24 protein-coding genes and 1 tRNA gene are annotated in these 21,451 nt (G+C 71.8%); 17 read left to right on the forward strand and 8 right to left on the reverse strand.

Annotated elements, in window-relative coordinates; translation table 11 throughout:
* Positions 1-43: 43 nt before the first annotated feature.
* Both ACQE3L_RS03910 and rnhA read right to left on the reverse strand, forming a co-directional pair.
* A complete protein-coding gene (locus ACQE3L_RS03910; protein ID WP_426962484.1) occupies positions 44-721 on the reverse strand; it encodes a DUF7108 domain-containing protein in 678 nt (225 codons plus the stop codon).
* Positions 708-1,304 (reverse strand): ribonuclease HI, encoded by a 597-nt coding sequence (rnhA, locus tag ACQE3L_RS03915; RefSeq protein ID WP_426962485.1) that lies wholly within the window; start codon positions 1,302-1,304, stop codon positions 708-710. Before rnhA ends, ACQE3L_RS03910 begins: the two co-directional genes overlap by 14 nt.
* 116 nt (positions 1,305-1,420) lie before the next feature.
* Between rnhA and ACQE3L_RS03920 the strand changes: the two genes are divergently transcribed.
* From ACQE3L_RS03920 to ACQE3L_RS03930, 3 genes are all read left to right on the forward strand, one after another.
* On the forward strand, positions 1,421-2,395 hold the full coding sequence (locus ACQE3L_RS03920) for a transcription initiation factor IIB (RefSeq protein WP_426962486.1): 975 nt from the start codon (positions 1,421-1,423) through the stop codon (positions 2,393-2,395).
* A 149-nt stretch (positions 2,396-2,544) separates the two neighbouring features.
* On the forward strand, positions 2,545-3,099 hold the full coding sequence (locus ACQE3L_RS03925) for a GMP synthase subunit A (protein WP_426962487.1): 555 nt from the start codon (positions 2,545-2,547) through the stop codon (positions 3,097-3,099).
* 57 nt (positions 3,100-3,156) lie between these two features.
* Positions 3,157-5,148 (forward strand): DUF2070 family protein, encoded by a 1,992-nt coding sequence (locus ACQE3L_RS03930; protein ID WP_426962488.1) that lies wholly within the window; start codon positions 3,157-3,159, stop codon positions 5,146-5,148.
* On the opposite strand, the gene ACQE3L_RS03935 is transcribed toward ACQE3L_RS03930, so the two are convergent.
* The 4 genes from ACQE3L_RS03935 to ACQE3L_RS03950 form a co-directional block, all read right to left on the reverse strand.
* Positions 5,149-5,364: an HVO_0649 family zinc finger protein gene (locus tag ACQE3L_RS03935; RefSeq protein WP_426962489.1), complete on the reverse strand. Its 216-nt coding sequence runs from the start codon at positions 5,362-5,364 to the stop codon at positions 5,149-5,151. It lies immediately after the preceding gene.
* Positions 5,365-5,451: 87 nt separating this feature from the next.
* The gene (locus ACQE3L_RS03940; RefSeq protein ID WP_426962490.1) at positions 5,452-5,736 is read right to left on the reverse strand and encodes a DUF3194 domain-containing protein; all 285 of its coding nucleotides are present in this window, start codon (positions 5,734-5,736) and stop codon (positions 5,452-5,454) included.
* Complete coding sequence (locus ACQE3L_RS03945) at positions 5,737-6,129, reverse strand: prefoldin subunit beta (protein WP_426962491.1); 393 nt, start codon at positions 6,127-6,129, stop codon at positions 5,737-5,739.
* A gap of 138 nt (positions 6,130-6,267) precedes the next feature.
* Positions 6,268-6,702, reverse strand: coding sequence for a nucleoside deaminase (locus ACQE3L_RS03950; protein WP_426962782.1), 435 nt, complete (start codon positions 6,700-6,702; stop codon positions 6,268-6,270).
* A gap of 289 nt (positions 6,703-6,991) precedes the next feature.
* Between ACQE3L_RS03950 and ACQE3L_RS03955 the strand changes: the two genes are divergently transcribed.
* The 3 genes from ACQE3L_RS03955 to ACQE3L_RS03965 are packed head-to-tail and all read left to right on the forward strand — an operon-like array spanning position 6,992 to position 9,418.
* Positions 6,992-7,687, forward strand: a complete 696-nt coding sequence (locus ACQE3L_RS03955; RefSeq protein ID WP_426962492.1) for a phosphoribosyltransferase — start codon at positions 6,992-6,994, stop codon at positions 7,685-7,687.
* A gap of 22 nt (positions 7,688-7,709) precedes the next feature.
* Positions 7,710-8,462, forward strand: a complete 753-nt coding sequence (locus ACQE3L_RS03960; RefSeq protein WP_426962493.1) for an HD domain-containing protein — start codon at positions 7,710-7,712, stop codon at positions 8,460-8,462.
* Complete coding sequence (locus ACQE3L_RS03965; RefSeq protein WP_426962494.1) at positions 8,459-9,418, forward strand: AEC family transporter; 960 nt, start codon at positions 8,459-8,461, stop codon at positions 9,416-9,418. Before ACQE3L_RS03960 ends, ACQE3L_RS03965 begins: the two co-directional genes overlap by 4 nt.
* A 36-nt stretch (positions 9,419-9,454) precedes the next feature.
* Here the strand turns inward: ACQE3L_RS03965 and nth are convergent, their stop codons facing one another.
* Entirely contained in the window at positions 9,455-10,138 is a 684-nt protein-coding gene (gene nth / locus ACQE3L_RS03970; RefSeq protein WP_426962495.1) for an endonuclease III, read from the reverse strand.
* 83 nt (positions 10,139-10,221) lie between these two features.
* Here nth and ACQE3L_RS03975 point away from each other — a divergent pair, with 83 nt between their 5' ends.
* Positions 10,222-10,581, forward strand: coding sequence for a DUF5658 family protein (locus tag ACQE3L_RS03975; protein ID WP_426962496.1), 360 nt, complete (start codon positions 10,222-10,224; stop codon positions 10,579-10,581).
* A 26-nt stretch (positions 10,582-10,607) separates the two neighbouring features.
* Here ACQE3L_RS03975 and ACQE3L_RS03980 read toward each other — a convergent pair whose 3' ends face one another.
* On the reverse strand, positions 10,608-13,073 hold the full coding sequence (locus tag ACQE3L_RS03980; RefSeq protein WP_426962497.1) for a DUF2298 domain-containing protein: 2,466 nt from the start codon (positions 13,071-13,073) through the stop codon (positions 10,608-10,610).
* 111 nt (positions 13,074-13,184) lie between these two features.
* On the opposite strand from ACQE3L_RS03980, the gene ACQE3L_RS03985 reads away from it, so the two are divergent.
* The 10 genes from ACQE3L_RS03985 (at position 13,185) to ACQE3L_RS04030 (ending at position 21,438) form a co-directional block, all read left to right on the forward strand.
* A complete protein-coding gene (locus ACQE3L_RS03985) occupies positions 13,185-13,982 on the forward strand; it encodes a glycosyltransferase (protein WP_426962498.1) in 798 nt (265 codons plus the stop codon).
* On the forward strand, positions 13,979-14,455 hold the full coding sequence (locus ACQE3L_RS03990) for a GtrA family protein (RefSeq protein ID WP_426962499.1): 477 nt from the start codon (positions 13,979-13,981) through the stop codon (positions 14,453-14,455). The genes ACQE3L_RS03985 and ACQE3L_RS03990 overlap by 4 nt, the downstream gene beginning before the upstream one ends.
* 102 nt (positions 14,456-14,557) lie before the next feature.
* Positions 14,558-14,632: transfer RNA gene (locus ACQE3L_RS03995), tRNA-Met, on the forward strand.
* 89 nt (positions 14,633-14,721) lie between these two features.
* Complete coding sequence (gene eif1A / locus ACQE3L_RS04000; RefSeq protein ID WP_426962500.1) at positions 14,722-15,009, forward strand: translation initiation factor eIF-1A; 288 nt, start codon at positions 14,722-14,724, stop codon at positions 15,007-15,009.
* A gap of 829 nt (positions 15,010-15,838) precedes the next feature.
* Positions 15,839-17,188 carry an RNase J family beta-CASP ribonuclease gene (locus ACQE3L_RS04005; protein ID WP_426962501.1) on the forward strand — a complete coding sequence of 450 codons (1,350 nt, stop codon included), beginning with the start codon at positions 15,839-15,841 and terminating at the stop codon, positions 17,186-17,188.
* A gap of 96 nt (positions 17,189-17,284) precedes the next feature.
* Positions 17,285-18,286 (forward strand): VOC family protein, encoded by a 1,002-nt coding sequence (locus ACQE3L_RS04010; protein ID WP_426962502.1) that lies wholly within the window; start codon positions 17,285-17,287, stop codon positions 18,284-18,286.
* Positions 18,283-18,975, forward strand: a complete 693-nt coding sequence (locus ACQE3L_RS04015) for an alpha/beta hydrolase (RefSeq protein ID WP_426962503.1) — start codon at positions 18,283-18,285, stop codon at positions 18,973-18,975. The genes ACQE3L_RS04010 and ACQE3L_RS04015 overlap by 4 nt, the downstream gene beginning before the upstream one ends.
* A gap of 89 nt (positions 18,976-19,064) precedes the next feature.
* Complete coding sequence (locus ACQE3L_RS04020; protein WP_426962504.1) at positions 19,065-19,973, forward strand: AEC family transporter; 909 nt, start codon at positions 19,065-19,067, stop codon at positions 19,971-19,973.
* A 113-nt stretch (positions 19,974-20,086) separates the two neighbouring features.
* The gene (locus tag ACQE3L_RS04025; RefSeq protein WP_426962505.1) at positions 20,087-21,217 is read left to right on the forward strand and encodes a redoxin domain-containing protein; all 1,131 of its coding nucleotides are present in this window, start codon (positions 20,087-20,089) and stop codon (positions 21,215-21,217) included.
* Complete coding sequence (locus tag ACQE3L_RS04030) at positions 21,214-21,438, forward strand: hypothetical protein (RefSeq protein WP_426962506.1); 225 nt, start codon at positions 21,214-21,216, stop codon at positions 21,436-21,438. The genes ACQE3L_RS04025 and ACQE3L_RS04030 overlap by 4 nt, the downstream gene beginning before the upstream one ends.
* Positions 21,439-21,451: the final 13 nt, after the last annotated feature.

A 21,451-nucleotide genomic window follows, 5' to 3' on the forward strand; every position in this document is an offset into this window, starting at 1 on the left:
CTCCCGGTCATCCCGGCGACCCACGAACGGCGATTCGGGCGGACTACTCCGAGAGCGCGTCGTCGACCAGCGTCAGCGACTCCTCGACGACCGCGCGCTGCTCCTCGTCCGGCCAGACGTTTCTGGGGTAGTACTCCTCGAGGAACTCCGCGCGCTCGTCGAGGGTGGCGCGGTCGAGCTCCTTCACGTAGTGGTTGGCCATGAACGCCCCGAACGCGCGGACGTTCGCGGCGTGGGCGGCGCCGTGTTCGCGCTCGATGCGGTCGGCGACCGCGTCGTTGTGGCTCGCCACCTCCTCGTAGCGCTCCGCGTCGCCGGGCCCGGACAGCGACACCTCGACGCCGCGGTCGGTGTCCTCGATGCGGTCGAACTGCACCGTCCCGTCCTCGACCCACTCCGCCGGGTAGAGGACGAGCGTGTCGTCCTCCTCGCGGATCCGCGGCTCGTAGTCGTGGGCGGCGACGAGCTCGTCACGGCGCTCGCGGTAGGCGGTCGCGGCGGCGTCGTCGACCGCGTCGCGGGCGAGCCGGGTCAGTCGCTCGGCCTCGGTGACCGCGTCGCGGGGGATGTCGGGGACGCGCTCGGCGTCGGGGTCGGCGGACTCCTCCGCGTCCGACGGCTCCCCCGCGTCGGCCGAGTCGGCGGCCGCTATCTCCCGCGCGCGCTCTTTCGCCCACTCGGGCGGTTCCTCCTCGTCCGGTCGGGGGTCACTGTCGCTCATCGAGGGCCTCGTTGGCCAACTCGTCGGCGCGCTCGTTTATGTCTCGCGGAACGTGCGCCAGCGACCAGCGGTCGAACGCGTCGAGCAGTTCGCGGACCCGCACGCGCTTCTCGCGGAGCGTCGGGTCGTTGGCGTTCCACTCCCCGCGGACCTGCTTGACGATCAGCTCCGAGTCGCCGCGCACGTCCACCTCCTCGAAGCCGTAGTCGCGGGCGGCCTCCAGCGCCCGGATCAGCGCCGCGTACTCGGCCTGGTTGTTCGTCGCGCGCCCGACGCGCTCGCCCCCCTCGGCGACGATCCCGTCGCTCGTGACCAGACACCAGCCGACCGCGGCCGGGCCGGGGTTCCCCCGGCTGGCGCCGTCGAAGTAGACGTGGGCGCGCCCGCCGCCCTCGGTTAAAAGGAGGGTGAGCCGCGTCGGGTCGCTCCCCTGCACGACCACCTTGTCGTCGTACGCGACCGCCGTCGCCCCGTCGCGCTCGGCCCGCCAGCGCTCGTGGTCGGTGTTGCCCGGCCGAACCTCGACGCCCGCGGTCGCCAGTCGCTCGCGCGCGGCGGCGGGATCGCACTCGATAGTCGGCATCCTGTGGGGCTCCGCGGCGACGAAACAAAGGCTCCCCGGTCGCGCCCAGTCCTGTTGTGACGCCGACACCCTCCGCAAACTTTTAAGTCAGCGCAGCGGATTACTATATAAATGCGATGACAGGGCCCACTCGCCAGCGGGAGTACGACCGGCAGCGCACGGGGCAGGAGGACGAAGAGGAAGACGTCGAGGACGGGGAGATCGACGTCGACGAACTCGATCCGGAGGAGCTGACGCGGACCGCGGACGGCGAGCTGATCCACGAGGAGACGGGGCTGATCGTGGAGGAGGAGCAGATCGACCCCGGCCCGGAGTGGCGGGCGTTCAACCACTCGGAGCGGCAGGAGAAGTCGCGCGTGGGCGCCCCCACCACGCAGACGATGCACGACAAGGGGCTGACGACGACGATCGACTGGAAGGACAAGGACGCCTACGGCCGCTCGATCTCCTCGAAGAAGCGGTCGCAGATGCATCGGCTGCGGAAGTGGCAGGAACGCATCCGGACGAAGGACGCGGGCGAGCGGAACCTCCAGTTCGCGCTCTCGGAGATCGACCGCATGGCGTCGGCGCTGGGCGTGCCGCGGTCGGTCCGCGAGGTCGCGTCGGTCATCTATCGACGCGCGCTCTCGGAGGACCTGATCCGCGGCCGCTCTATCGAGGGCGTCTCCACGGCCGCGCTCTACGCCGCCTGCCGCAAGGAGGGGATCCCCCGCTCGCTGGAGGAGATCTCCGACGTCTCGCGCGTCGAGCGCAAGGAGATCGGGCGCACCTACCGCTACATCTCCCAAGAGCTCGGGCTGGAGATGAAGCCGGTCGACCCGAAGAAGTACGTCCCCCGCTTCTCCTCGGAGCTGGAGCTCTCCGAGGAGGTCCAGGCGAAGGCCAACGAGATAATCGAGACGACCGCCGAGAAGGGCCTGCTCTCGGGCAAGTCCCCGACCGGCTACGCCGCGGCCGCGATCTACGCCGCCTCCCTGCTCTGTAACGAGAAGAAGACCCAGCGCGAGGTCGCCGACGTGGCGCAGGTGACCGAGGTCACCATCCGCAACCGGTACCAGGAACAGATCGAGGCGATGGGGATCCACAGCTAACGCCGGCCGCCCACGGGCAGCGTTCGGCGGAGCTACGCGCTCTCGACGATCCACTTCTCTGCATATTTCTTTACCGAAAGTGCGTCTAAAGCGCACGAACCTGCGTCACGTTCCGAGCGGTTTTTGTGACCGTCGCGCCTACCCGGGACATGACCAGAATCGTCGTGGTCGACAATCACGGCCAGTTCACCCACCTGGAGCGGCGCGCTCTCCGGGACATGGGCGTGGAGACCGAACTGATCGACAACGACACGCCGCCCGCGGAGGTCGACGCCGACGGCATCGTGCTCTCCGGCGGCCCCGACATCGACCGCATCGGCAACTCCGCCGACTACCTCGACCTCGACGTCCCCGTGTTCGGGATCTGCCTCGGCATGCAGATCATGGCCGTCGAGCGCGGCGGCCGCGTCGGCGAGGGCGACTACGGCGGCTACGCGGACGTGGACGTCGAGATAACGGAGCCCGACGACCCGCTCGTGGGGTCGCTCGCGCCCGAGACGCGGGTGTGGGCCTCCCACGCCGACGAGGTGACCGAGGTGCCGGAGGGGTTCACCCGGACCGCGCGCTCGGACGTCTGCGAGGTGGAGGCGATCGCGAACGTTGATGAGGACCTCTACGGCGTCCAGTGGCACCCCGAGGTGGCCCACACCGCCGAGGGCGAGGAAGTGTTCGAGAACTTCGTCGCGGTCTGCGAGGACGCGTAAGGCGACCGCATCGGCACAGCGGCGGATTTTTGAGTCGCCCCGGCCACCGTTCGACCGATGACCGCCTCCCAGGGCCGACTCGCCGCCCTGTCTCGATTCATCTTCGCCGCCCCCCGCTGGCACCGGAGCCTCGCGTTCGCGGTGCTTCTCTCCGGGCTCGCGGGCGTGGCGGTGTTCGACGCCGGCGCCACGATGGAAGCCGAGTTCCGCGTCCTGCTCGTGGGCCACGACGCGTGGCAGGGGCTCGTGTTCATCGGGTTCCCCACCGTCCTCGCGGCGCTCGGCACGACCCCGGTCGACCGGGCGATGGGGGGACGGCTCACGTTCAACCGCTCGGCGCTCCTGGCGCTGGCCTGCGAGGTCATCGTCGTCACGGCCCTCCTGAGCGCCGGCCTCGTCGCGTTCGTCTTCGGACTGGCTCACGGGCTCGTTCTCGACGTGCTCGTGGTCGCGCTCGCGTCGATCTTCGCGCTCCGGCTGTTCGTCATCCTCGGCATCTCGCGCGTCTCGGTCCCTCGCGCGTGTCTGTCGGCGGGGATCCAGCCCGGCGCCGCGGCGGTGCTCGCGTTCGTCTACAGCGGGACGATCCGGCTGCTCGTCGTGGGCGACGCGCCGCTGGAGGCGTACGTCGGCTGGCTCGCGCGCGGGGAGTCGGGGCCGCCGGCGCTGCAGGCGGTCACCGTCGACCACTTCCTGCTGTTGGTCGCACTGTCGTCGGTGTACGCGGCCGCGGTCTGGGCGTTTCTCGTCGGCATCGACCGACCGTGGCGGCGAAGCCTCGGCGTCTCCGTGCTGGACTTCGTCCGCGGCTTCGTCGGCCACGTCGCGGAGGGGTCCCGCGAGCTCGAGCAGTTCTTCGAGAAGCTCGGCGAGGAGGCGATCGTCCCCGTCTCCGTCGCGTCGTTCCGGCAGTTGCCGAGAGAGGGGGCGGCCGCGGCAGGCGGCGGGGACGGCGACAGTGACGGCGCCGGCGAGGAGGGCGCGGACGCCACGCCGGGTTCGGAGAAGGCGCGGGTCGTCCTCCCGATGGTCCACCCCGGCCCGATGGGGGAGGTCGGCGGCGGCAACCTCCCGCAGCGGATCGCGGAGCGCGCTGAGGGGCTCGCGTTCGCGCCCCACGCCACCGCCGGCCACGACTTCAACCTCGTCTCGGAGCGGGAGGTCGGCCGGATCCTCGACGCCGCCGACCGCGCGCTCGACCGGATGGAGTACGGCCGCGAGGCGAGCGTTCCCGTGACCGGCGAGGTCGGCACGGCGCACACGCTCGCCCAGCGGTTCGGAAACGGCGCGTTCGCCGCCGCCACGTTCGCGCCGGAGTCGGCCGACGACGTGGCGTTCGGCGTCGGCCAGTCCGCGGCCGCCGAGCTCCGCCGGAGCGGGGTCGAGGACGTGCTGTTGGCGGACGCGCACAACTGCCACGCCGGCCTCGACGCCGCGGAGGACGGCGACCTCGGCCACGTCACGCCCGGGTCGCCGCGGTCGTACGACCTCTACGGCGCCGCCGCGCTCGCGGGCGAAGCGCTGTCCGACGCCGCGAGCGGCCCGCTGGAGCTCGGGGTCGCCCACGATCCGACCGACTGGGAGCGCGAGGAGGGGATCGGCCCCCTCGGGCTCCGAGTCGCGGTGACGCGGGTCGACGGCCGGGAGGCCGCGTACGTGCTGGTCGACGGCAACAACATGGTCCCGGGCGTCCGCGAGCGGCTGCTCGACGCGGTGACGGCCGAGACCGGCGTGGACCACGCGGAGGTGCTGACCTCGGACACGCACGCGGTCAACGTCGGGCAGGCGGACAACCGGGTCGGCGACGCCGTCGACGAGGCGGCGCTCACGGACGCCGTCGTCGAGACGGCCGCGGCCGCGCACGCCGACCTGGAGCCGGTCGCGGTCGGGACCGCCACGGAGCGGGTGACCGTCACGGTGTTCGGCAACGACCGCACGGAGACGCTGGCCTCGCAGGCGAACGCGGCGCTGTCGCTCGGTGCGGCGCTACTGGCCGCCGTGGTGCTTTGCGCGCTGGCGGTGAGTCTGCTCCTGTTCCTGTTCGCCTGACTACCGGGCGTCGCCCGGTCCGAGCCGACACGCCCGCACCGTGCGCGCGCCGCAGCCCTCGCACTCGCGTCTGTAGACGACCCGCGTTCCGGTGGTGACCGCCTCCCAGCCGGGCGACTCGTCCCGATACCCGCACTCCGCACAGACGTACGGTTCGCTGTCGTAGCGGTCCCGGAGCCTGTCGAGCGCCGTCGTGCCGCGACCCAGTACTGACATGCGGTAACACTACACAAGGAGAGGACAAAAGCGTACCGCTGGGGGCTGTGTGTCGGAAACCGCGACCAGGACGCGCCTCGACCGCGGTCAGGCGTCGAAGAGCTCGTCGACGGCGTCGGTCGCCGCCTCGACGGCCTCCTGCGCGACCGCGTCGGGGTCGTGTTCCTCGTCCGGCGCGTTGAGGTAGACGTCCACGTCGAGGACGCCGTCCTCGAAGGTGACGGTCACGTCGAGGTCCGTCACCGCGGACTGGTCGTAGTGTTTGAAGACGACGCCCTCGGCGGCCGCCGCGGCGGTCGTGACGACCTCCTCGTCGGTCGGGTCGTCGCTCGGGTCACCGCCCGATGCGTCGGTCGGATCGTCGGTCGCCATCTACGCGCCCGCGCCCGGACCGCCCGGACCCATCGGGCCGCCGCCGGCGCCGCCCTGCAGCATCTCCTGCAGCTCCTCCTGGAGGCTCTCGAACTGCTCCTGCACGCGGTCCTCCTGCTTTGTGAGCTGCTCGACGCGGACCTCCAGCGAGTCGACCTTCTCCTCGAGGTCGTCGTAGGCCGAGTCGTAGTCCGTCTCGACGAGGATGTCGCCGACCTCGCGGTACATCGTGGCGTCCTCGTCGATGTCCTCGAGCGCGTTCAGCGCCGTCTTGGCGTCGTTGAGCGCGGTCTGGGACTGCTCTTTCTGCTGGGCGACCTCCTGAGCGGTCTCCTGCAGATCCTGTAGCTCCTCGATCTTCTCCTGCGCTTCGGGCGGCATGCTACCCTGCATGGTCGAACGGATGCGTCCCGGACTGAAAAACCCCCGACTTTGCGACTCGTCCCCCATACTGCCTGAGTCGGCCGAATTTGCGGGCCTGAGTCGGTCCGACAGCGGACGTCCGGGCGAGTTCACGCGGTCCCGGCTGCGTCACTCCTCGCCCCAGCCGTAGGCCTCGTGGACGCGGCGGCCGCGGTCGTTGGCGACCGGGCCGACCACCTCGGTTATCCCGTCCAGGACCTCGGCCGAGCGCACCGCGGGCTCGCCGCGACCGGTGAACGCGGCGACCTCGTCCGAGCCGACGCTGTAGACGACGCGGCCGAGCCCCGCGTAGCGGAGCCCGCCCGCACACATCGGGCACGGCTCGGTGCTGGTGTACATGACGGTCCGCGCGCGCTCGTCGGCCGTGAACGCGCGGACGGCCTCGGCCGCGAGGTCGAGTTCGGGGTGACCGCGGACGTCGTCGTCGGTGACGACGCGGTTCTTCGCCTCCGCGACGACCTCGTCGTCCCGGACGAGCACCGTGCCGAACGGCTCGTCGCCGCGGGCGGCGGCCGCCTCCGCCAGCTCGCAGGCGCGCTCGATGTGGCGCTCGTGGGCGAAGCGCTCGAACTCCGGTTCCGCCGCCGCGTCATCCGCCGCGTCGGCCGCCGTGTCCGACTCGGGGGCCTCGTCCGTGTCTCTCACGGGGGGACCACGCGCTCGCCCCCCTTTGCGGTTGCGGCGGCGGTGGCGGTGGCGACGGCGGTGGCGGTGGCGGCGGCGGTGGCGGTTGCGGCGGCGGCGGTGGCACTGGAGCCTGGGGACTGGCCCCTCGCCGGCCGCGACCGCTCTAAAAATCCTTATCAGCGCGGGGGCGCCATCTCCACGCGACATGAGCGACCTCCCGGACGACTTCAACTGCACGATCACCAACTGGGAGTACATCTACGGCCTCTGCCGGACGGTCTCCGACCAGGTGAAGCGTGCCGAGTTCGAGCCGGACGTGGTCGTCGCGCTCGCGCGTGGTGGCTGGTTCGCGGGGCGGTGCACCTGCGACTTCCTCGGGCTGGACGACCTGACGAGCCTGAAGATGGAACACTACGTGGGCGCCGCCGAGAAGAGCGACGAGCCCACCGTCCGCTACCCGATGCCGGAAGGGAGCGTCGAGGGGAAGGACGTGCTGATCATCGACGACATCGCGGACACCGGCGGCTCGATCCGCCGGGCCCAGGAGTACGTCGAGGAGCGCAACGCCGGGGAGGTCCGCACCGCGACGCTCCAACTGCTCCGGACCTCGGAGTTCGACCCCGACTTCGTCGGCGAGCGGCTGGAGGAGTGGGCGTGGATCGTCTACCCGTGGAACTTCATCGAGGACATGATCGACCTCATCGCGGGCGTCATGGAGCGAGCGGACGAGGAGACGTTCGACCGGGAGTCGGTCCGGCACTACCTCGCGGAGTACCACAGCGTCGACCGCATCGAGATGGAGATCGCCCAGCCCGACCGGCTGACGGAGGTGCTCGCGGAGATGGAGCGCCGCGAGGTCATCGAGTCGCGAGGCCCCGACCAGTGGGCGCTCGCGGAGTGACGCCGCCCGCGGAGCCCCGGCCGTGAGCGACCCCGCAGGGGACGGCGACGCTGGCGAGGCGCCCGAAGCCGACGACGATGCGGCCATCGACGCCCTGCTCGCCACCTACGACCTGAAGGACGAGCGGCGCACGGGCTGGCAGATCCGGGGGGTCGCGGAGCCCGAAACGGTCGCGGCCCACTCGTGGGGGGTCGCCTACCTCGTGCTCGCGCTCGGGGACCGGCTGGCGGCCGACCTCGCGCCCGACGAGCCGGTCGAGCCGCTCCTCGACGAGGCGCTTCGGCTCGCCGTCGTCCACGACGCGGCGGAGGCGGCGACCGGCGACGTGGCCACGCGCGCCGATCCGGCGGCCGCGTCGGCGACGCCCGACCCCGCGGAGAAGGAGGCCGCGGAGCGCGCCGCGATGGCCGACCTCGCGGGACCGCTTCCCGACCGCGTCCGGGCGGCGTGGGAGGCCTACGAGGCCCGCGAGACGCCGGCGGCGCGGCTGGTCAAGGAGTGCGACCTGATCGACCTGTGTCTGCAGGCGCTCGCGTACGAGCGCGCGGACCAGTACGACCCGGCGGCGGGCGAACCGGACGCGTTCGCGGCCTACGACGACCTCGACGAATTCTTCGCGACCGCGGAGCCGCGGCTCCGGACCGACGCCGGACGCACGCTCGTCGCCCGGATCCGGGAGCGCTACGAGGCGGCGAAGGGGGACTCGGACGCCGGTGCCGACGGCGACGGGGCGACCGACGCCGGGGGCGAGAAGGACCCGGGTGACCGCTCGTGAACGCGCTCCTCGGGGTGTTCGCGTCCGCGGTCCTCCCCGTGGTCGCCATCGCCGCGGCCGGGTTCCTGTTGGGGCGCGTCAGGGACGTCGAGCCGGGGCCGCTCAACACCGTGACGGTGTACGTGCTCGCGCCCGCGCTGGTGTTCCACAGCCTCGCCACGTCGACGCTCGCGGCGGGAACGCTGGCGCGGGTGGCGGTCGGCGTCGTCGCGTTCACGCTCGCGATGGCGGCCGTCGCCGAGGGGGTCGGTCGGATCCGGGGGACCGAGGAGCCGCTCTTGAGCGCGCTGCTGCTCGTCGCCGTCTTCTCGAACTCGGGCAACCTCGGCATCCCGGTCTCGGACTTCGCGTTCGGCGAGACGGGGCGCAGCACCGCGGTGCTGTTCCTCTCGGTGCAGGCGGTGCTGATGTACACCGTGGGCGTGTACGTCGCCTCCCGGTCGGGCGGCGCGTCGGGACTCGACGGCCTCAAGCGCGTCGTCCGGCTCCCGCTGGTGTACGCGGTCGCGGGCGCGCTGCTCGCCCGCGGAGCCGGCGTGGTCCCGCCCGCTGAAGCCGCCTCGATGGAGGCCGTCGGGCTGGTCGGCGACTCCGCCATCCCGGTGATGCTGATCGTCCTCGGGCTCCAGCTCGCGCGGACCGACTACGCGGCCGCGGTCTCGAAGGCCGGGGTCGGATCCGCGCTCAAGCTCCTCGTCGCGCCCGCGGTCGGGCTGGCGGTCGCACATCTCGTCGGCTTCTCCGACCCCACGGTGGCGCGCGTGTTCGTGCTGGAGACCGCGATGCCCGCGGCGATCACGCCCGTCATCCTCGTCGCGGAGTTCGCGGGGAACCGGGACCTCGGCGGGATCTCGGTCCCGGAGTACGTCTCGACGGTCGTGCTGGTGACGACGCTCCTCTCGATCCCGCTTCTGACGGTGCTGATCGTCGCCCTGCAGTCGGGCGTCCTCATCTGAAGGGCGGTCGGCCGCGACTGCGGAACGGGCCGTCCCCTACCACGCCTCGCCGGAGGCCAGGTCCACGTCCGCGTCGAGCTTCGAGGAGGGGCAGATGTCGGCCAGCACGCAGTCGCCGCAGTCCGGGTTCCGGGCGGTACAGACCGCGCGCCCGTGGTCGATCAGGAGGTGCGTGTACTGCTGCCAGTGCGCCTCGGGCACGATCTCGAGCAGTTCCTGCTCGATCGCCTCGGGGCGCTCTGCTTCCGCGATCCCGAGCCGGCGCGAGATGCGCTGGACGTGCGTGTCGACCACGATCCCCTCGACGACGTCGTGGCCGTGCTGGAGGACGACGTTGGCGGTCTTGCGGCCGACGCCCATCAGGTCGGTCAGCTCGTCCATCGTGTCCGGCACCTCGCCGTCGTGCTCCTCGGCGATGTCCCGGCAGGCCGACCGGATGTACTTCGCCTTGTTGTTGTAGTAGGTGATCGAGTCGATGTCCGCGGCGAGTTCCTCCTGGTCGGCCTCGGCGTAGTCCTCGGGCGTCTCGTACTTCTCGAACAGGTCCGCACACACCGCGTTCACGCGCTCGTCGGTGCACTGCGCCGAGAGGATCACGGCGATGAGCAGCTCCAGCCGGTTCGAGTAGTTGAGCGAGATGGTCGAGTCGGGGTACTCCTCGTAGAGCCGGTCGATGACCTCCTCGGCCTGCTCTTTCGGCGTCTCCAGCGGCGTTCCCATACCGGCACCTTCGCGCGGCGGATGTTGAACGGTTCGGAGTCGGCGGCCGGCACGTTCACCTCGGTTGCGCTCACAGAACGAGTGTGACCGACCGTTCGTCGCCCGCGATTCCCATCTACCGCCGCCGCCCGCGCGAGTTCTACGCGCTGTGGATCCTCGCGACGACCACGTACGGCGTCGGCGACATCGTCACCACGGTCGCGCTGGTGTGGTTCGTCCCGGCGCTCGTCGAGGGCAATCCCCTCGTCGCGTTCGCCATCGAGCGCGTGGGACTCGCCGGGCTGGTCGCCGTCAAACTCGTCGGCTTCGGGGTCATGGTGTGGATCAGCGTCGTCGGCGGCCGCGAGGACGACGCGCTGGTCTACTACTTCGGACCGGGGCTGTTGACCCTGTTCGGGCTCGCCGTCACCGCGAACAACCTGCGGCTGCTGTTCGCAGTTTGACGACCGAGCGGCACAGTCGCGGGGAGCTACGTCGCGAGCTCCTCGCTGTCGACGCGATACACCGTTACGGTCTCCGTTTCGTACGCCACCTCGATGCCCGCGAACCGGTCGAAGGAGACGTCGCCGTAGCGGTCGCGCTCGGTCGGCCCGACCCAGACGTAGTCGACCCCGTACTCCCGGAGAGCGGCCACGCGCTCGGCGTCCGAACCGGCGTACGCCCGGTCGACGGCGGCGACCCGTTCGGTGTAGGCCTCGCGGCCGCGGTAGCCCACCTCGTGTGACCACCCCGCGACGGTGGGGATCCCCGTCAGGCTCGAGGCGGGGTTGGCGCGCCAGGTGTAGATGCCCGGCTCACCGGGGTTCGCGGCGAGTCCCTCGGGGGAGTAGCTCGCCCCGGGCGCCTCCAGCAGGGTATCCCGGTGGGTCGCCTCCTCGTCGAGCCAGTCGATGGCGGCCGCCTCGGACGGATGCTCCGCCTCGACGAACGCGGTCGCGTCCAGCGTCCCGGCGTCGTGGACCGCGGCGTGCTGCCCGAGCGCCATCGGGGCGTAGGGAGCGGTCGCGAGCAGCAGCAGCGCGACGAGCGCGCGGGCGAGGGTGCGGTCCGTCGGCAGCCGCGCCCGGATGTCGCCGAGCGCGTCAGCGGTCCGCTCCGCGGCGGCGCTCCCGCGGCGGGTCGCGGCGTCGACGGCGCTGGTCGTGACCCGGAAACCGGTCGCCCACAGCTCCGCGAGCACGACCCCGGCCGCGGTCGCCCACAGCGCCCACACCTGCGCGTACACCTTGAACACGGTGTTCATCCGGCCGGGGCCCGCCTCCTCGACGACGAAGACGACCTCGACGAGCCCGATGAGTCCCGCGCCGCCGACGATCAGCGCCGTCTCGAAGCCGACGCCGCGGTCCAGCCGGAACGCGGCCCACCCGAGCGCGAGCAGCGGGACGACGACCGCGAACGCCGGGAGCCCCGCCGCCAGCGACGCGACCGCGACCGCGGCGGCCCCCGCGAGGACGAGGAGGACCTCACGCAACGCCCCGTCGGCGATCCGGCCCACCAGGTACGCCCCGAACGCCGCCAGAAAGGCTCCGTGGACGAGGAGCAGGGGCGTGAGCGCCGACCGCATCTCGGCCGCGAGCAGCGCCGGCTCCTGCCCGCTGCTGGCGCCGAGCAGGAACGGCGCCCCGAGCACGCCCGCCCCGACGGCCGCGACGCCGGTCGCGAGGAGGGCGCCGCCGGTACGTGCGACCTCCGTCGCCGCGAGCCCCTCGCCGAGGGCGCCCCGCAGTCGTGCGGCGAGCGCCTCGCCGCGGGGCAACAGTGACAGCGGCGCCGCGGGCGCGAACGTCAGCGTCAGCCAGAGCAGGCCGAGCGTCGTCGCCACGTCCCAGGTGTGGACCACGACCTGCAGTCCGCCGAGGACGGGGACGGCGCCGAACGCGAGCAGGCGCCGCCGCCGGAGGCGCTCCGCCGGCGTCTCCCAGTAGGCGTACGCCAGCGCCGCGGCCAGAAGCAGGAACGGCGCGCCCATCATGTGCGCGTGGAGGTCGCCGTTGAGGAAGCCGAAGAAGGGGAACTCGTTTATCGTCCCCGGGATCACCCGGCTGGCGGTCCAGTAGTGGAACCCCTCGACCCCCGCCAACAGGTCGTCCGGGGAGACGCGCGTCCCGCGCGTGAGGCGGTGGGCCACGGGTTCGGCCAGCGCGTTCGGGAGGGCGGCGACCGCGAGCCTGGCCGCCGACACGAGGTTTCCGGCCACGGCGACCAGGAACGCGCCCGCGAACCCGGCCCGGAGCCCGTGGTCCGCGGCGTCGTCGCCGTCGACACCCCGACCGCGCGCGCGACCGGCGGCGACCGCCCGGGCGAGCTCGAACGCCGCCGCCGCCAGCGTCGCGTAGAACCCGGCGAGCGCGAGGTTGTACGCGTACGAGGGTGGCGTCCCCGCCAGCCGGGTCAGGAGGGCGGCCGCGAGGTGGCCGCCGTAGTAGTAGTTCACCGTCTCGCCGGCGAACCACACGTCGTAGGGGGGCAGCGACTCCGCGCGCAGGAGGCTCCGCAACAGCCCGTAGTCGAGGAACTTCTCTCCCCCGGCTGCGGTCACCGCAGGGTCGGCGCTCCGGACCGCCACGAGTAGCAGGAACGCGGCCGCGAACACCGCCGCGGGCGCGGTCAGGTCCCGGCGCCGCGGGCGCGACCGGTCGTCGGCGAGCCGGTCGCCCGCGAGGCGAACCTCCCCGCGACGGAGCGCGGCGCGGTCGAGTCCGACCAGCGCCGAGACCGCGACGAGGCCGGCCAGCGCGACCCACAGCGTGTGTCGGCCGTAGCTGACGCGGCCGGTCCAGTAGCCGACGACGGTGAGCGTCGCGAGCGCGACCGCGGGCGCGAGCCCGGCGCCGTATCCCGGGAATCGGGGGAACAGCCGGGCACAGAGGGGGAACGCCAGCGCCGAGAGGGCCGCGAACGCGAGGAGCCACCAGCCGACGAGGAGGTACTCCATGTCCGCCCCAGACACGCCGCGGGGCATACCTCTTCGGGTTCCGGGTCGCCTCGCTCCCCGGTCTCGCGTGGAGTCAAACGCCTTTTATCCGGTCCCGAGGTACGCCCACGCATGTCGTCCAGTCTCGGGATCGTGGTCCCCGCGTTCCGGCCGGACGCCGAGCGCCTCGGGCGGTACGTCCGGGCGCTCGACGAGCGGCTGGCCCCCGAGACGATCCGGATCGAACTCGACGACCCGGAGCCGGGGGTCGTCGACGCGCTCGCGGCCCTACCGGCGACGGTCCACGCGGTCGACCGCCGTCGCGGGAAGGGCGCGGCGGTGACGGCCGGCTTCGAGGCGCTCGCGACGGACGCGTACGTCTTCGTGGACGCCGACGGCGCCACGCCCGCGGACGCGGTCGCCGAGGTCGTCGCCCCGGTGCTGTCCGGGAGCGCGGACGTGGCGGCGGGCTCGCGGCGGCACCCCGACGCGACGGTCTCGGACCACCAGACGGTGTTCCGCCGGCTGCTCGGCGACGGCTTCGCGTGGCTGGCCCGGCGCCTGCTCGACGCGACGCTGTACGACTACCAGTGTGGCGCGAAGGCGATCACGGCCGACGCGTGGGCCGGCGTCCGCGACCACCTCTACGAGCCGGGGTTCGCGTGGGACATCGAGTTCCTCGCGGTCGCGGCCGCGCTCGACTACCGCATCGCGGAGGTGCCCGTGGCGTGGGAGGACAAGCCCGGGTCGACGGTCTCCCCCGTCCGCGACACGCTGGACATGGCGCGCGGGCTGTTCGTCGCCAGACACCGCGCCCGACTCATCCGCGAGGACCGGCTCCACCGCCTGCTCGACCGCGGCGACGGCGCGGCGCTCGTCGCGAGCGAGAGGTCCACCGACGGCGACGGGACCGGCGGTGACCCCCGATGAGCGGCGGGTCGGAGGACGCGGAGGCCGACGGGACCGTCGCGACGCTGGCGTCGGGGACGCGGTTCGGCCAGTTCGTCTCCGTCGGCGTGGTCGGCTTCGGCTTCGACATCGTCACCTCGACCGCGCTGGAGGCGCTCGGCGTCTTCCCGGAACTGGCCGCGTTCGTCGGGATCGAGGTCGCGGTCGTCGTGATGTTCCTGCTCAACGACCGCGTGACGTTCGCGGAGGAGGGGCTCGCCGGAGTCGGGCCGACACTGCGCCGGCTGGCGAAGTCGAACCTCGTCCGCGCGGGCGGGATCGCGGTCCAACTGCTCGTGTTCACGGCGCTGTATCGGGGGATCGCCCTGCCGGTGAGCGTCTCCGGGATCGACCTCTGGTTCGTCGCCTCGCGGGCGGGAGGCGTCGGCGTCGGCATGCTCGTCAACTACGTCGCGGAGAGCCTGCTCACGTGGCGCGTGACCGCGGACCGCTGAGGTGAGACGGCGGCGCCGATCGCGGCCCTCGATCCCCGGCAGAAACTGGCATACGGCAGGGGGATCGGAACCCTTAACCGTGAAACCCGTGTTTGCCATGATAGCGGGATGGGATAGCCAGGAGATTCCGCCGGGCTCATAACCCGGAGATCGGTAGTTCAAATCTACCTCCCGCTACTTCTCCTGACGACGCTACGACCCACAGTCGGCGGGCCGTCCGCCGGCGAATACCATTCCTTATCAGTATGGGCGCCCTTCGTTTTGCCATGAGCGACGAGTCAAGCGGGCGGCGGGACCTCCGCATGCCCAACGACGACCAGGTGTTCGCGGTCGTGACCAACATGCTCGGTCACAGCCGCGTGCGCCTGCGCTGTGCCGACGGCAAGGAGCGAATGGGGCGGATCCCCGGCCGCATGAAGTACCGGAACTGGATCAACGAGGGCGACGTGGTCCTGGCCGAGCCGTGGTCCTGGCAGGACGAGAAGGCCGACATCGAGTGGCGCTACGACAGCTCCGCGGCGGACCAGCTCCGCCGCGAGGGCCACATCGAATAGCCGGAATCGACCGACCGCAACCCACGCTTCTCGCGTTTCCGATCTTCTGGAGCTCCAGCGATAGCGTTTCGAATCGTGAGATGGGTTGAACGAGAGCGATACTGGGTCTACTACGTGCGTTGTTCTATTTTTCTGTCAGAAGATGGTGTTTCTGTGTCTGTTGCAGGTCCTGCTGCTCTAGACAGCAACGTCTAGAAAGCCCCAGCCGGCTCGACCGGCCGCGAGACGCCCTGCGCTCCTCGCTCTCAGCTTGGCGAGACAAACCGCGTCTCGCTAGCCTCCAGCGTGCAGTGGCGCGCTGGAGACACAGCCCGCTGCGGTGCTTGAGGCCTCGGGGCCGGATCGAGCCGGCTGCCCCTTTCAGCCCCACCCACCGCACCGCCCCGCAACCGCCCCGCAGGCCTCGCACCTCCCCAGCCTCGGCGGCGGCGCGGCCGCGAACCACACCGTAATGCGGCCGCGCCACCGCCTCCCTCGCGCGGTCGCGGCGACACGCTCCGCGGTCGCCGCGGCGCGCGCCGACCGCACAGCACCGCACCGCCGCGAGTTTCAGAAATGTGGGAGTTCTAGTTCGGCCTGTAACACTCAGTATCGCAGATGATCGGAAAATCGCCGGGCGCGTAAATCGGGCCTACGGGAGTCGGAGCGGCGAGAGCCCATGATCCACGCCTATTTATGTGTCGCATACGGATCCTCACGTAACCGAAAGGGTGCCGTCCCCGAGCGGACCTCCACGACGGACGGGGCGGCCCTCCGCGGACGCGACCGTTGCGCGGACCGGCCGACCGTTCCAGAGGGACTCCGGGACGGCCCCTGATCGGAGGACACTATGGAAATCGAGATCGCGACAATCGGCGGTTACGAGGAAGTCGGACGGCAGATGACGGCAGTGCGCGCGGACGACGACGTGGTCGTCTTCGACATGGGGCTGAACCTGAGCAAGGTCCTGATCCACGACGACGTGGAGACGGAGAACATGCACAGCCTCGACCTGATCGACATGGGCGCCATCCCGGACGACCGGCTCATGCAGGAGCTCGGCGGCGAGGTCCAGGCCATCGTCCCCACGCACGGCCACCTCGACCACATCGGCGCCATCCCGAAGCTCGCGCACCGCTACGACGCGCCCGTCGTCGCCACGCCGTTCACCATCGAACTGATCAAGGACTCGCTGGAGTGGGAGCGCAAGTTCACGCTGGACAACGACCTGGTGAAGATGCGCGCCGGCGGCACGATGCCCATCGGCGACTCCGGGAACCTGGAGATGGAGTTCGTCAACGTCACCCACTCCACCATCGAGGCGATCAACCCCGTCCTCCACACGCCGGAGGGCGCGGTCGTCTACGGGCTCGACAAGCGCCTGGACCACACGCCGACGCTCGGCGACCCCATCGACATGGACCGGTTCGCGGAGATCGGCAGCGAGGGCGACGGCGTCCTCTGTTACATCGAGGACTGCACGAACGCGAACCGCAAGGGCCGCACCCCCAGCGAGAAGGTCGCGCGCTCGGAGCTCCGCGACGCGCTGATGAGCATGCAGGACTACGACGGCGGCATCGTCGCCACGACGTTCGCGTCCCACGTCGCGCGGGTCACGTCGCTCATCGAGTTCGCACAGGAGATCGGTCGCGAACCCGTGCTTCTGGGCCGCTCGATGGAGAAGTACTCCGGGACGGCGGAGCGGCTCGGCGTCCCCTTCCCCGACGACCTGGGGATGTACGGCCACCGCAAGTCCGTCGACCGCGCGTTCAAGCGGATCATGAACGAGGGTAAGGAGAACTACCTCCCGATCGTCACCGGTCACCAGGGCGAGCCGCGCGCGATGCTCACCCGGATGGGCCGCGGCGAGACCCCCTACGAACTGGAGGACGGCGACAAGGTCGTCTTCTCGGCGGGCATCATTCCGGAGCCGACCAACGAGGGGCAGCGCTACCAGGCGGAGTCGCTCCTCCGGATGCAGGGCGCCCGCATCTACGACGACATCCACGTCTCCGGTCACCTGAGCCAGGAGGGTCACTACGAGATGCTCCAGACGCTCCAGCCGGAACAGATCATCCCCGCCCACCAGAACCTCAAGGGCCTCTCGGGCTACGTCGACCTCGCCAAGAGCCAGGGGTACAAGCAGGGGCGTGACCTCCACGTCTCCGCGAACGGCAACATCGTCCAGATCACGGAGTAACGCCGGTCACGCCCGGCGAGCCGAGACCGTTCGACCGCTCGACGACCGGTCCCGGTTCGGCAACCGTTTTCTCGCCGCCGCACCAACGACCAGCGAATGCCGGACCTCACGGACACGCCCGGGATCCACCACGTCACCGGGATCGCGGGCGCGGCCGCCGACAACGCCGCCTTCTACGCGGGGACGCTGGGACTCCGCTTTCTGACGCGCACGGTCAACTTCGAGGACATGCTGGCGTACCACCTCTACTACGGCGCGCCGGACGGTCGCCCGGGGAGCGTTCTCACGTTCTTCCCGTACGGTGAGGCCGCGGACCCCGGCCGCGTCGGGAAGCCGCAACCGGCGGCGACCGCGCTCGCGGTCCCCGAGGGCTCGCTCGACTACTGGGCGGACCGCCTCCGCGACCGCGGGGTCGCGGTCGAGGGGCCGACCGACCGCTTCGACGAACGCGCGCTCCGGTTCGCGGACCCGGACGGCACCCGCCTCGAACTGGTCACGACGGGGAGTTCGGTGCCGCCCGAGACCGAGGGGCCGGTGCCGGAAGCGCACGGGATCCGCGGGATCTCGGGCGTCTCCCTACTGTCGGTGAATCCCTACGCCACCGCGGGCGCGCTGGAGACGCTCGGCTTCGAGCGCGTCGGGCAGGAGGGCGACCGCGTGCGGTACCGAGCGACGGGGGAGGCGCGTCGAGCGGTCGGCACCGACGGCGCGAACGGCGAGACGACCGCCCCCGCCCGGATCGTCGACGTGCTCGACAGAAGCGCCGACTTCGGTCGCGAGGGGCCGGGAACCTACCACCACCTCGCGGTGCGAGCGCCCGACGTCGAGGAACTGTACGCGTGGCACGACCTGTTTCGCGAGCGCGAGTACGACGTCTCGCGCGTCAAGGACAGACACTTCTTCCACTCGCTGTACGTCCGCGAACCCGGCGGGATCCTGATCGAGATCGCCACGGACCCGACCCCCGGCGAGGGCGTCGCACGCGGCCCGCGCGGGGACGAGGGGCTCTACCTGCCCCCGCGGTTCGCCGAGGACCGCGACCTGATCGAGGACCAGTTGCCGCCCATCGACCTTCCCGCGGAAGTCCACCGACCGTGACGGGAAACGGCTCCGCTCCGGACGATGGAGAACGGGTTCTCGGAGAGACCGATCCGCACGGCGAGGAGCCCCTGTTGACCGCCGGCGCGCCCGCCGCCGCCGCCGAGGTCGCGGTCGTCCTGCTCCACGGACGCGGCGCGACCGCACAGGGGATCATCAACCTGTTCGACCCCGCCTACCGCCACGGGGTGGCGTTCCTCGCGCCGGCGGCGGAGCGAAGCCGGTGGTACCCGGCGGCGTTCGACGCGCCGCGGGCGGCGAACGAACCGCACCTCACGAGCGCAGTCGGTCGCGTCCGGGACGCGGTCGAGACGGCGGCGGTCGCCGGGGTCCCTCCGGAGCGCACCGTCGTCGTCGGCTTCTCGCAGGGCGCCTGCGTGGCCGCGGAGTTCGCGGCGCGGGACCCCCGGGAGTACGGCGGCGTCTTCGTCCTCGCCGGCGCGCTTCCGGGGAGCAGCGCGGAGGAACGCCGCGTCGACGGGTCGCTCTCCGGTACGCCGACCTTCCTGGGGTGTAGCGACGACGACCCGCACGTCCCCGTCGACCGCGTGCGCGAGACGGCGGCGACGTTCGAGGCGGCGGGCGCGGCCGTTACCGTCGACGTGGCGGCGGGGGAGGGTCACGCGGTCACGGAGGCGTCGTTCGACGCGCTCTCGGCGCGGCTGTCGGCGCTCCTCGACGCGGACTGACGATCCCGAAGGGGCCGGCGTTCACACCGGCGCCGAAAACCCGTCGCCCGATCCGTGCGAGTCAAAGGGGCGGATCGTCTCGGACGGATATGGAGGTTCTCGCCCGGCTGCTGGCCCTGCTGGTCCTGCTGCTCGTCGGCACCGGGCTCCGGGTCGGCGGCGTCCTCGACGCGACGCGGACCGCGCGCCTGAACGCGGTCGCCTACTACGTCGCGCTGCCGGCGCTGATCTTCGTCGCGACCTACGACCAGTCGGTGCTGGCGGTGGTGACGCCCGCCCTGCTCGCCGGCGTCGTCCTCGTGCTGCTGGGGACGGCAGCGGTCGCGTGGGCGGTGAACCGGCACCGCGCGTCGCCGGCGCGTCGGAGCGTCGCGGTCGTGCAGTCGTACCACTCGAACCTCGGCTACCTCGGGGTGCCGCTGATCGCCGCGACGTTCGACGCGGAGGTGACCGCGGTCGCGAGCGTGATCCTCGGGATCGGCGCGCTCGTCCAGGTGCCGTTGACGGTCACGCTGCTGTCGGTGGTCAACGGGTCCGACGCGAACGTTCTCGGCGAACTCGCCGGCCTCGCGCGCAACCCGGTCCTGATCGCGCTCGTGGCCGGGATCGCGGTCGGCACGGCGGACCTCGCGGTCCCGGCCGCCGCCGCGACCGGCCTCGACTGGCTCGGGTCGCTGGCGCTGCCGCTGGCGCTGTTGTGCGTCGGCGCCTCGCTCGACGTGGACGCCCCCGAGATCGACCTCGGCGCGACCGGGTCGGTCGTGGCCATCAAGACCCTGGTGATGCCCGCCATCGCGGTGGCCGTCTTCGCGGGGTTCGGCGTCGACGCGGCCACCTTCACCGCCGCGGTGCTCATGCTCGGGATGCCGACCGCGGTGTCGACGTACGTCTTCGCGACCGAACTCGGCGGCGACGCGGAGTTCGCCTCGCTCAACGTGTTCGTCACCACCCTCGCGTCGGTCGCGTCGCTGTTCGTCCTGATCGAACTCGTGGGGTGACTGCCACCCCCGCAGTCGCCGAGTCGCTCGACGAACCGAGCACCGTCTCCGACGCGCAGGGTAACGTCCCGGTCACCTCGCCACTTACACTCGCGGGGTTCGATCGGTCGAACATGACCACCGCCGACCACGGGACTGGGCCGACGAACGAGGTCCCGGCCGCGTTCGAGCGCGTCCGCGAGCACGCGTTCCACCCCGTCGACGAGGACAGTTTCACGGTCGACCGCGACCTCGGGGAGCACGGCATCGCGGCCCTCGACGACGGGGACTGGCGCGTCAGGCTGCTGGCGGTCCGCGACCTCGTCCGCGCCGGCACCGACGCGGCGGGGGCGATCGCCGCGGGACTCAAGGCCGACGACGTGCAGGTGCGCACCGTCGCCGCGACGGCGCTCGGCGTCCTGCGCGCGGCGGAGGCGGTACCGGCGCTCGAAGAAGTGGTCCGTGAGGACCCCGACCCGCTGGCGCGCTCCGCGGCGGTCGTCGCGCTCGGCCGGATCGGCGCGGAGGAGTCCCTCGGCCTGCTCCGAGACCGGGGGAAGAACGACGACTCGAGGGACGTGCGCCACCAGGCCGAACTCGCCGTCGACCGGATCGCGAAGGGCGCGGTCGCCGAGGACGAGTTGGCCGAGGCCTTCCGCGCGCTGGACCCCGACGCCTTCGGCCGGCTCTCGGCGGGTGACGAGGCGCCCGAGTTCTCGCTTCCGACCGTCGGCGGCGAGGAGTGGCGGCTCTCGGAGCACGTCGGCGACGGCTGGACCGTCCTGATCTGGGTGTTCGCGGACTGGTGTCCGGTCTGTCACCGCGAGTTCGACGAGCTGATCGAGTTGCGCGAGGCGTTCGCGGACGCGGACGTCTCCGTCGCGACCGTCGAGTGCCACGAGCGCTACCGCGGCAGCGTGATGGTCGGCCGCGAACTGGAGCCCGAGTACTGGTTCGCCGACGAGCCGTTCGTCGAGGCGTACGCCGACGAGGTGTGGTGGCCGCACCTGCTCGACCGGGCGGGCGCGGTGGGGGCGCGGTACGGCGTCGACCCGATGGCCTTCGCGGTCCACGCGGAGTACATCAACCGTCCCGCGACCGTCGTGGTCGACCCGAGCGGGACCGTCCGCTTCGCGTACTACGGCACCTTCTGGGGCGACCGCCCCTCCGTCGCGGAGACGCTGGAGATGGTCCGGGACGAGGAGTTCTCGTTCGAGCACGAGGAACGCCGGAAGCCCCCCGGCGAGGAGACCGAGCCGCGATGAGCGACGACGGCCTGCTGGGGTCGCTCACGTTCGTCGGCCTGGTGAGCCTCTGCTGTCTGGGGCTCGGCGGGATCGTCGGCGGGGCGGCCGTCGGCGGCGGAACCGCCTCGGTCAGCGCCTTCTCGACCGGCGCGACCGGCGTCCGCGGCGCGCTCGTCACCGGGGTCGTGACGGCGCTCGCGCTCCTGCTCGTCGCCGGCGCGGTCAGACTGCGGTCCTGACGGCGGGTCCGGC

The organism is Haloparvum alkalitolerans, from assembly GCF_050122995.1.
GTDB lineage: Archaea > Halobacteriota > Halobacteria > Halobacteriales > Haloferacaceae > Haloparvum > Haloparvum alkalitolerans.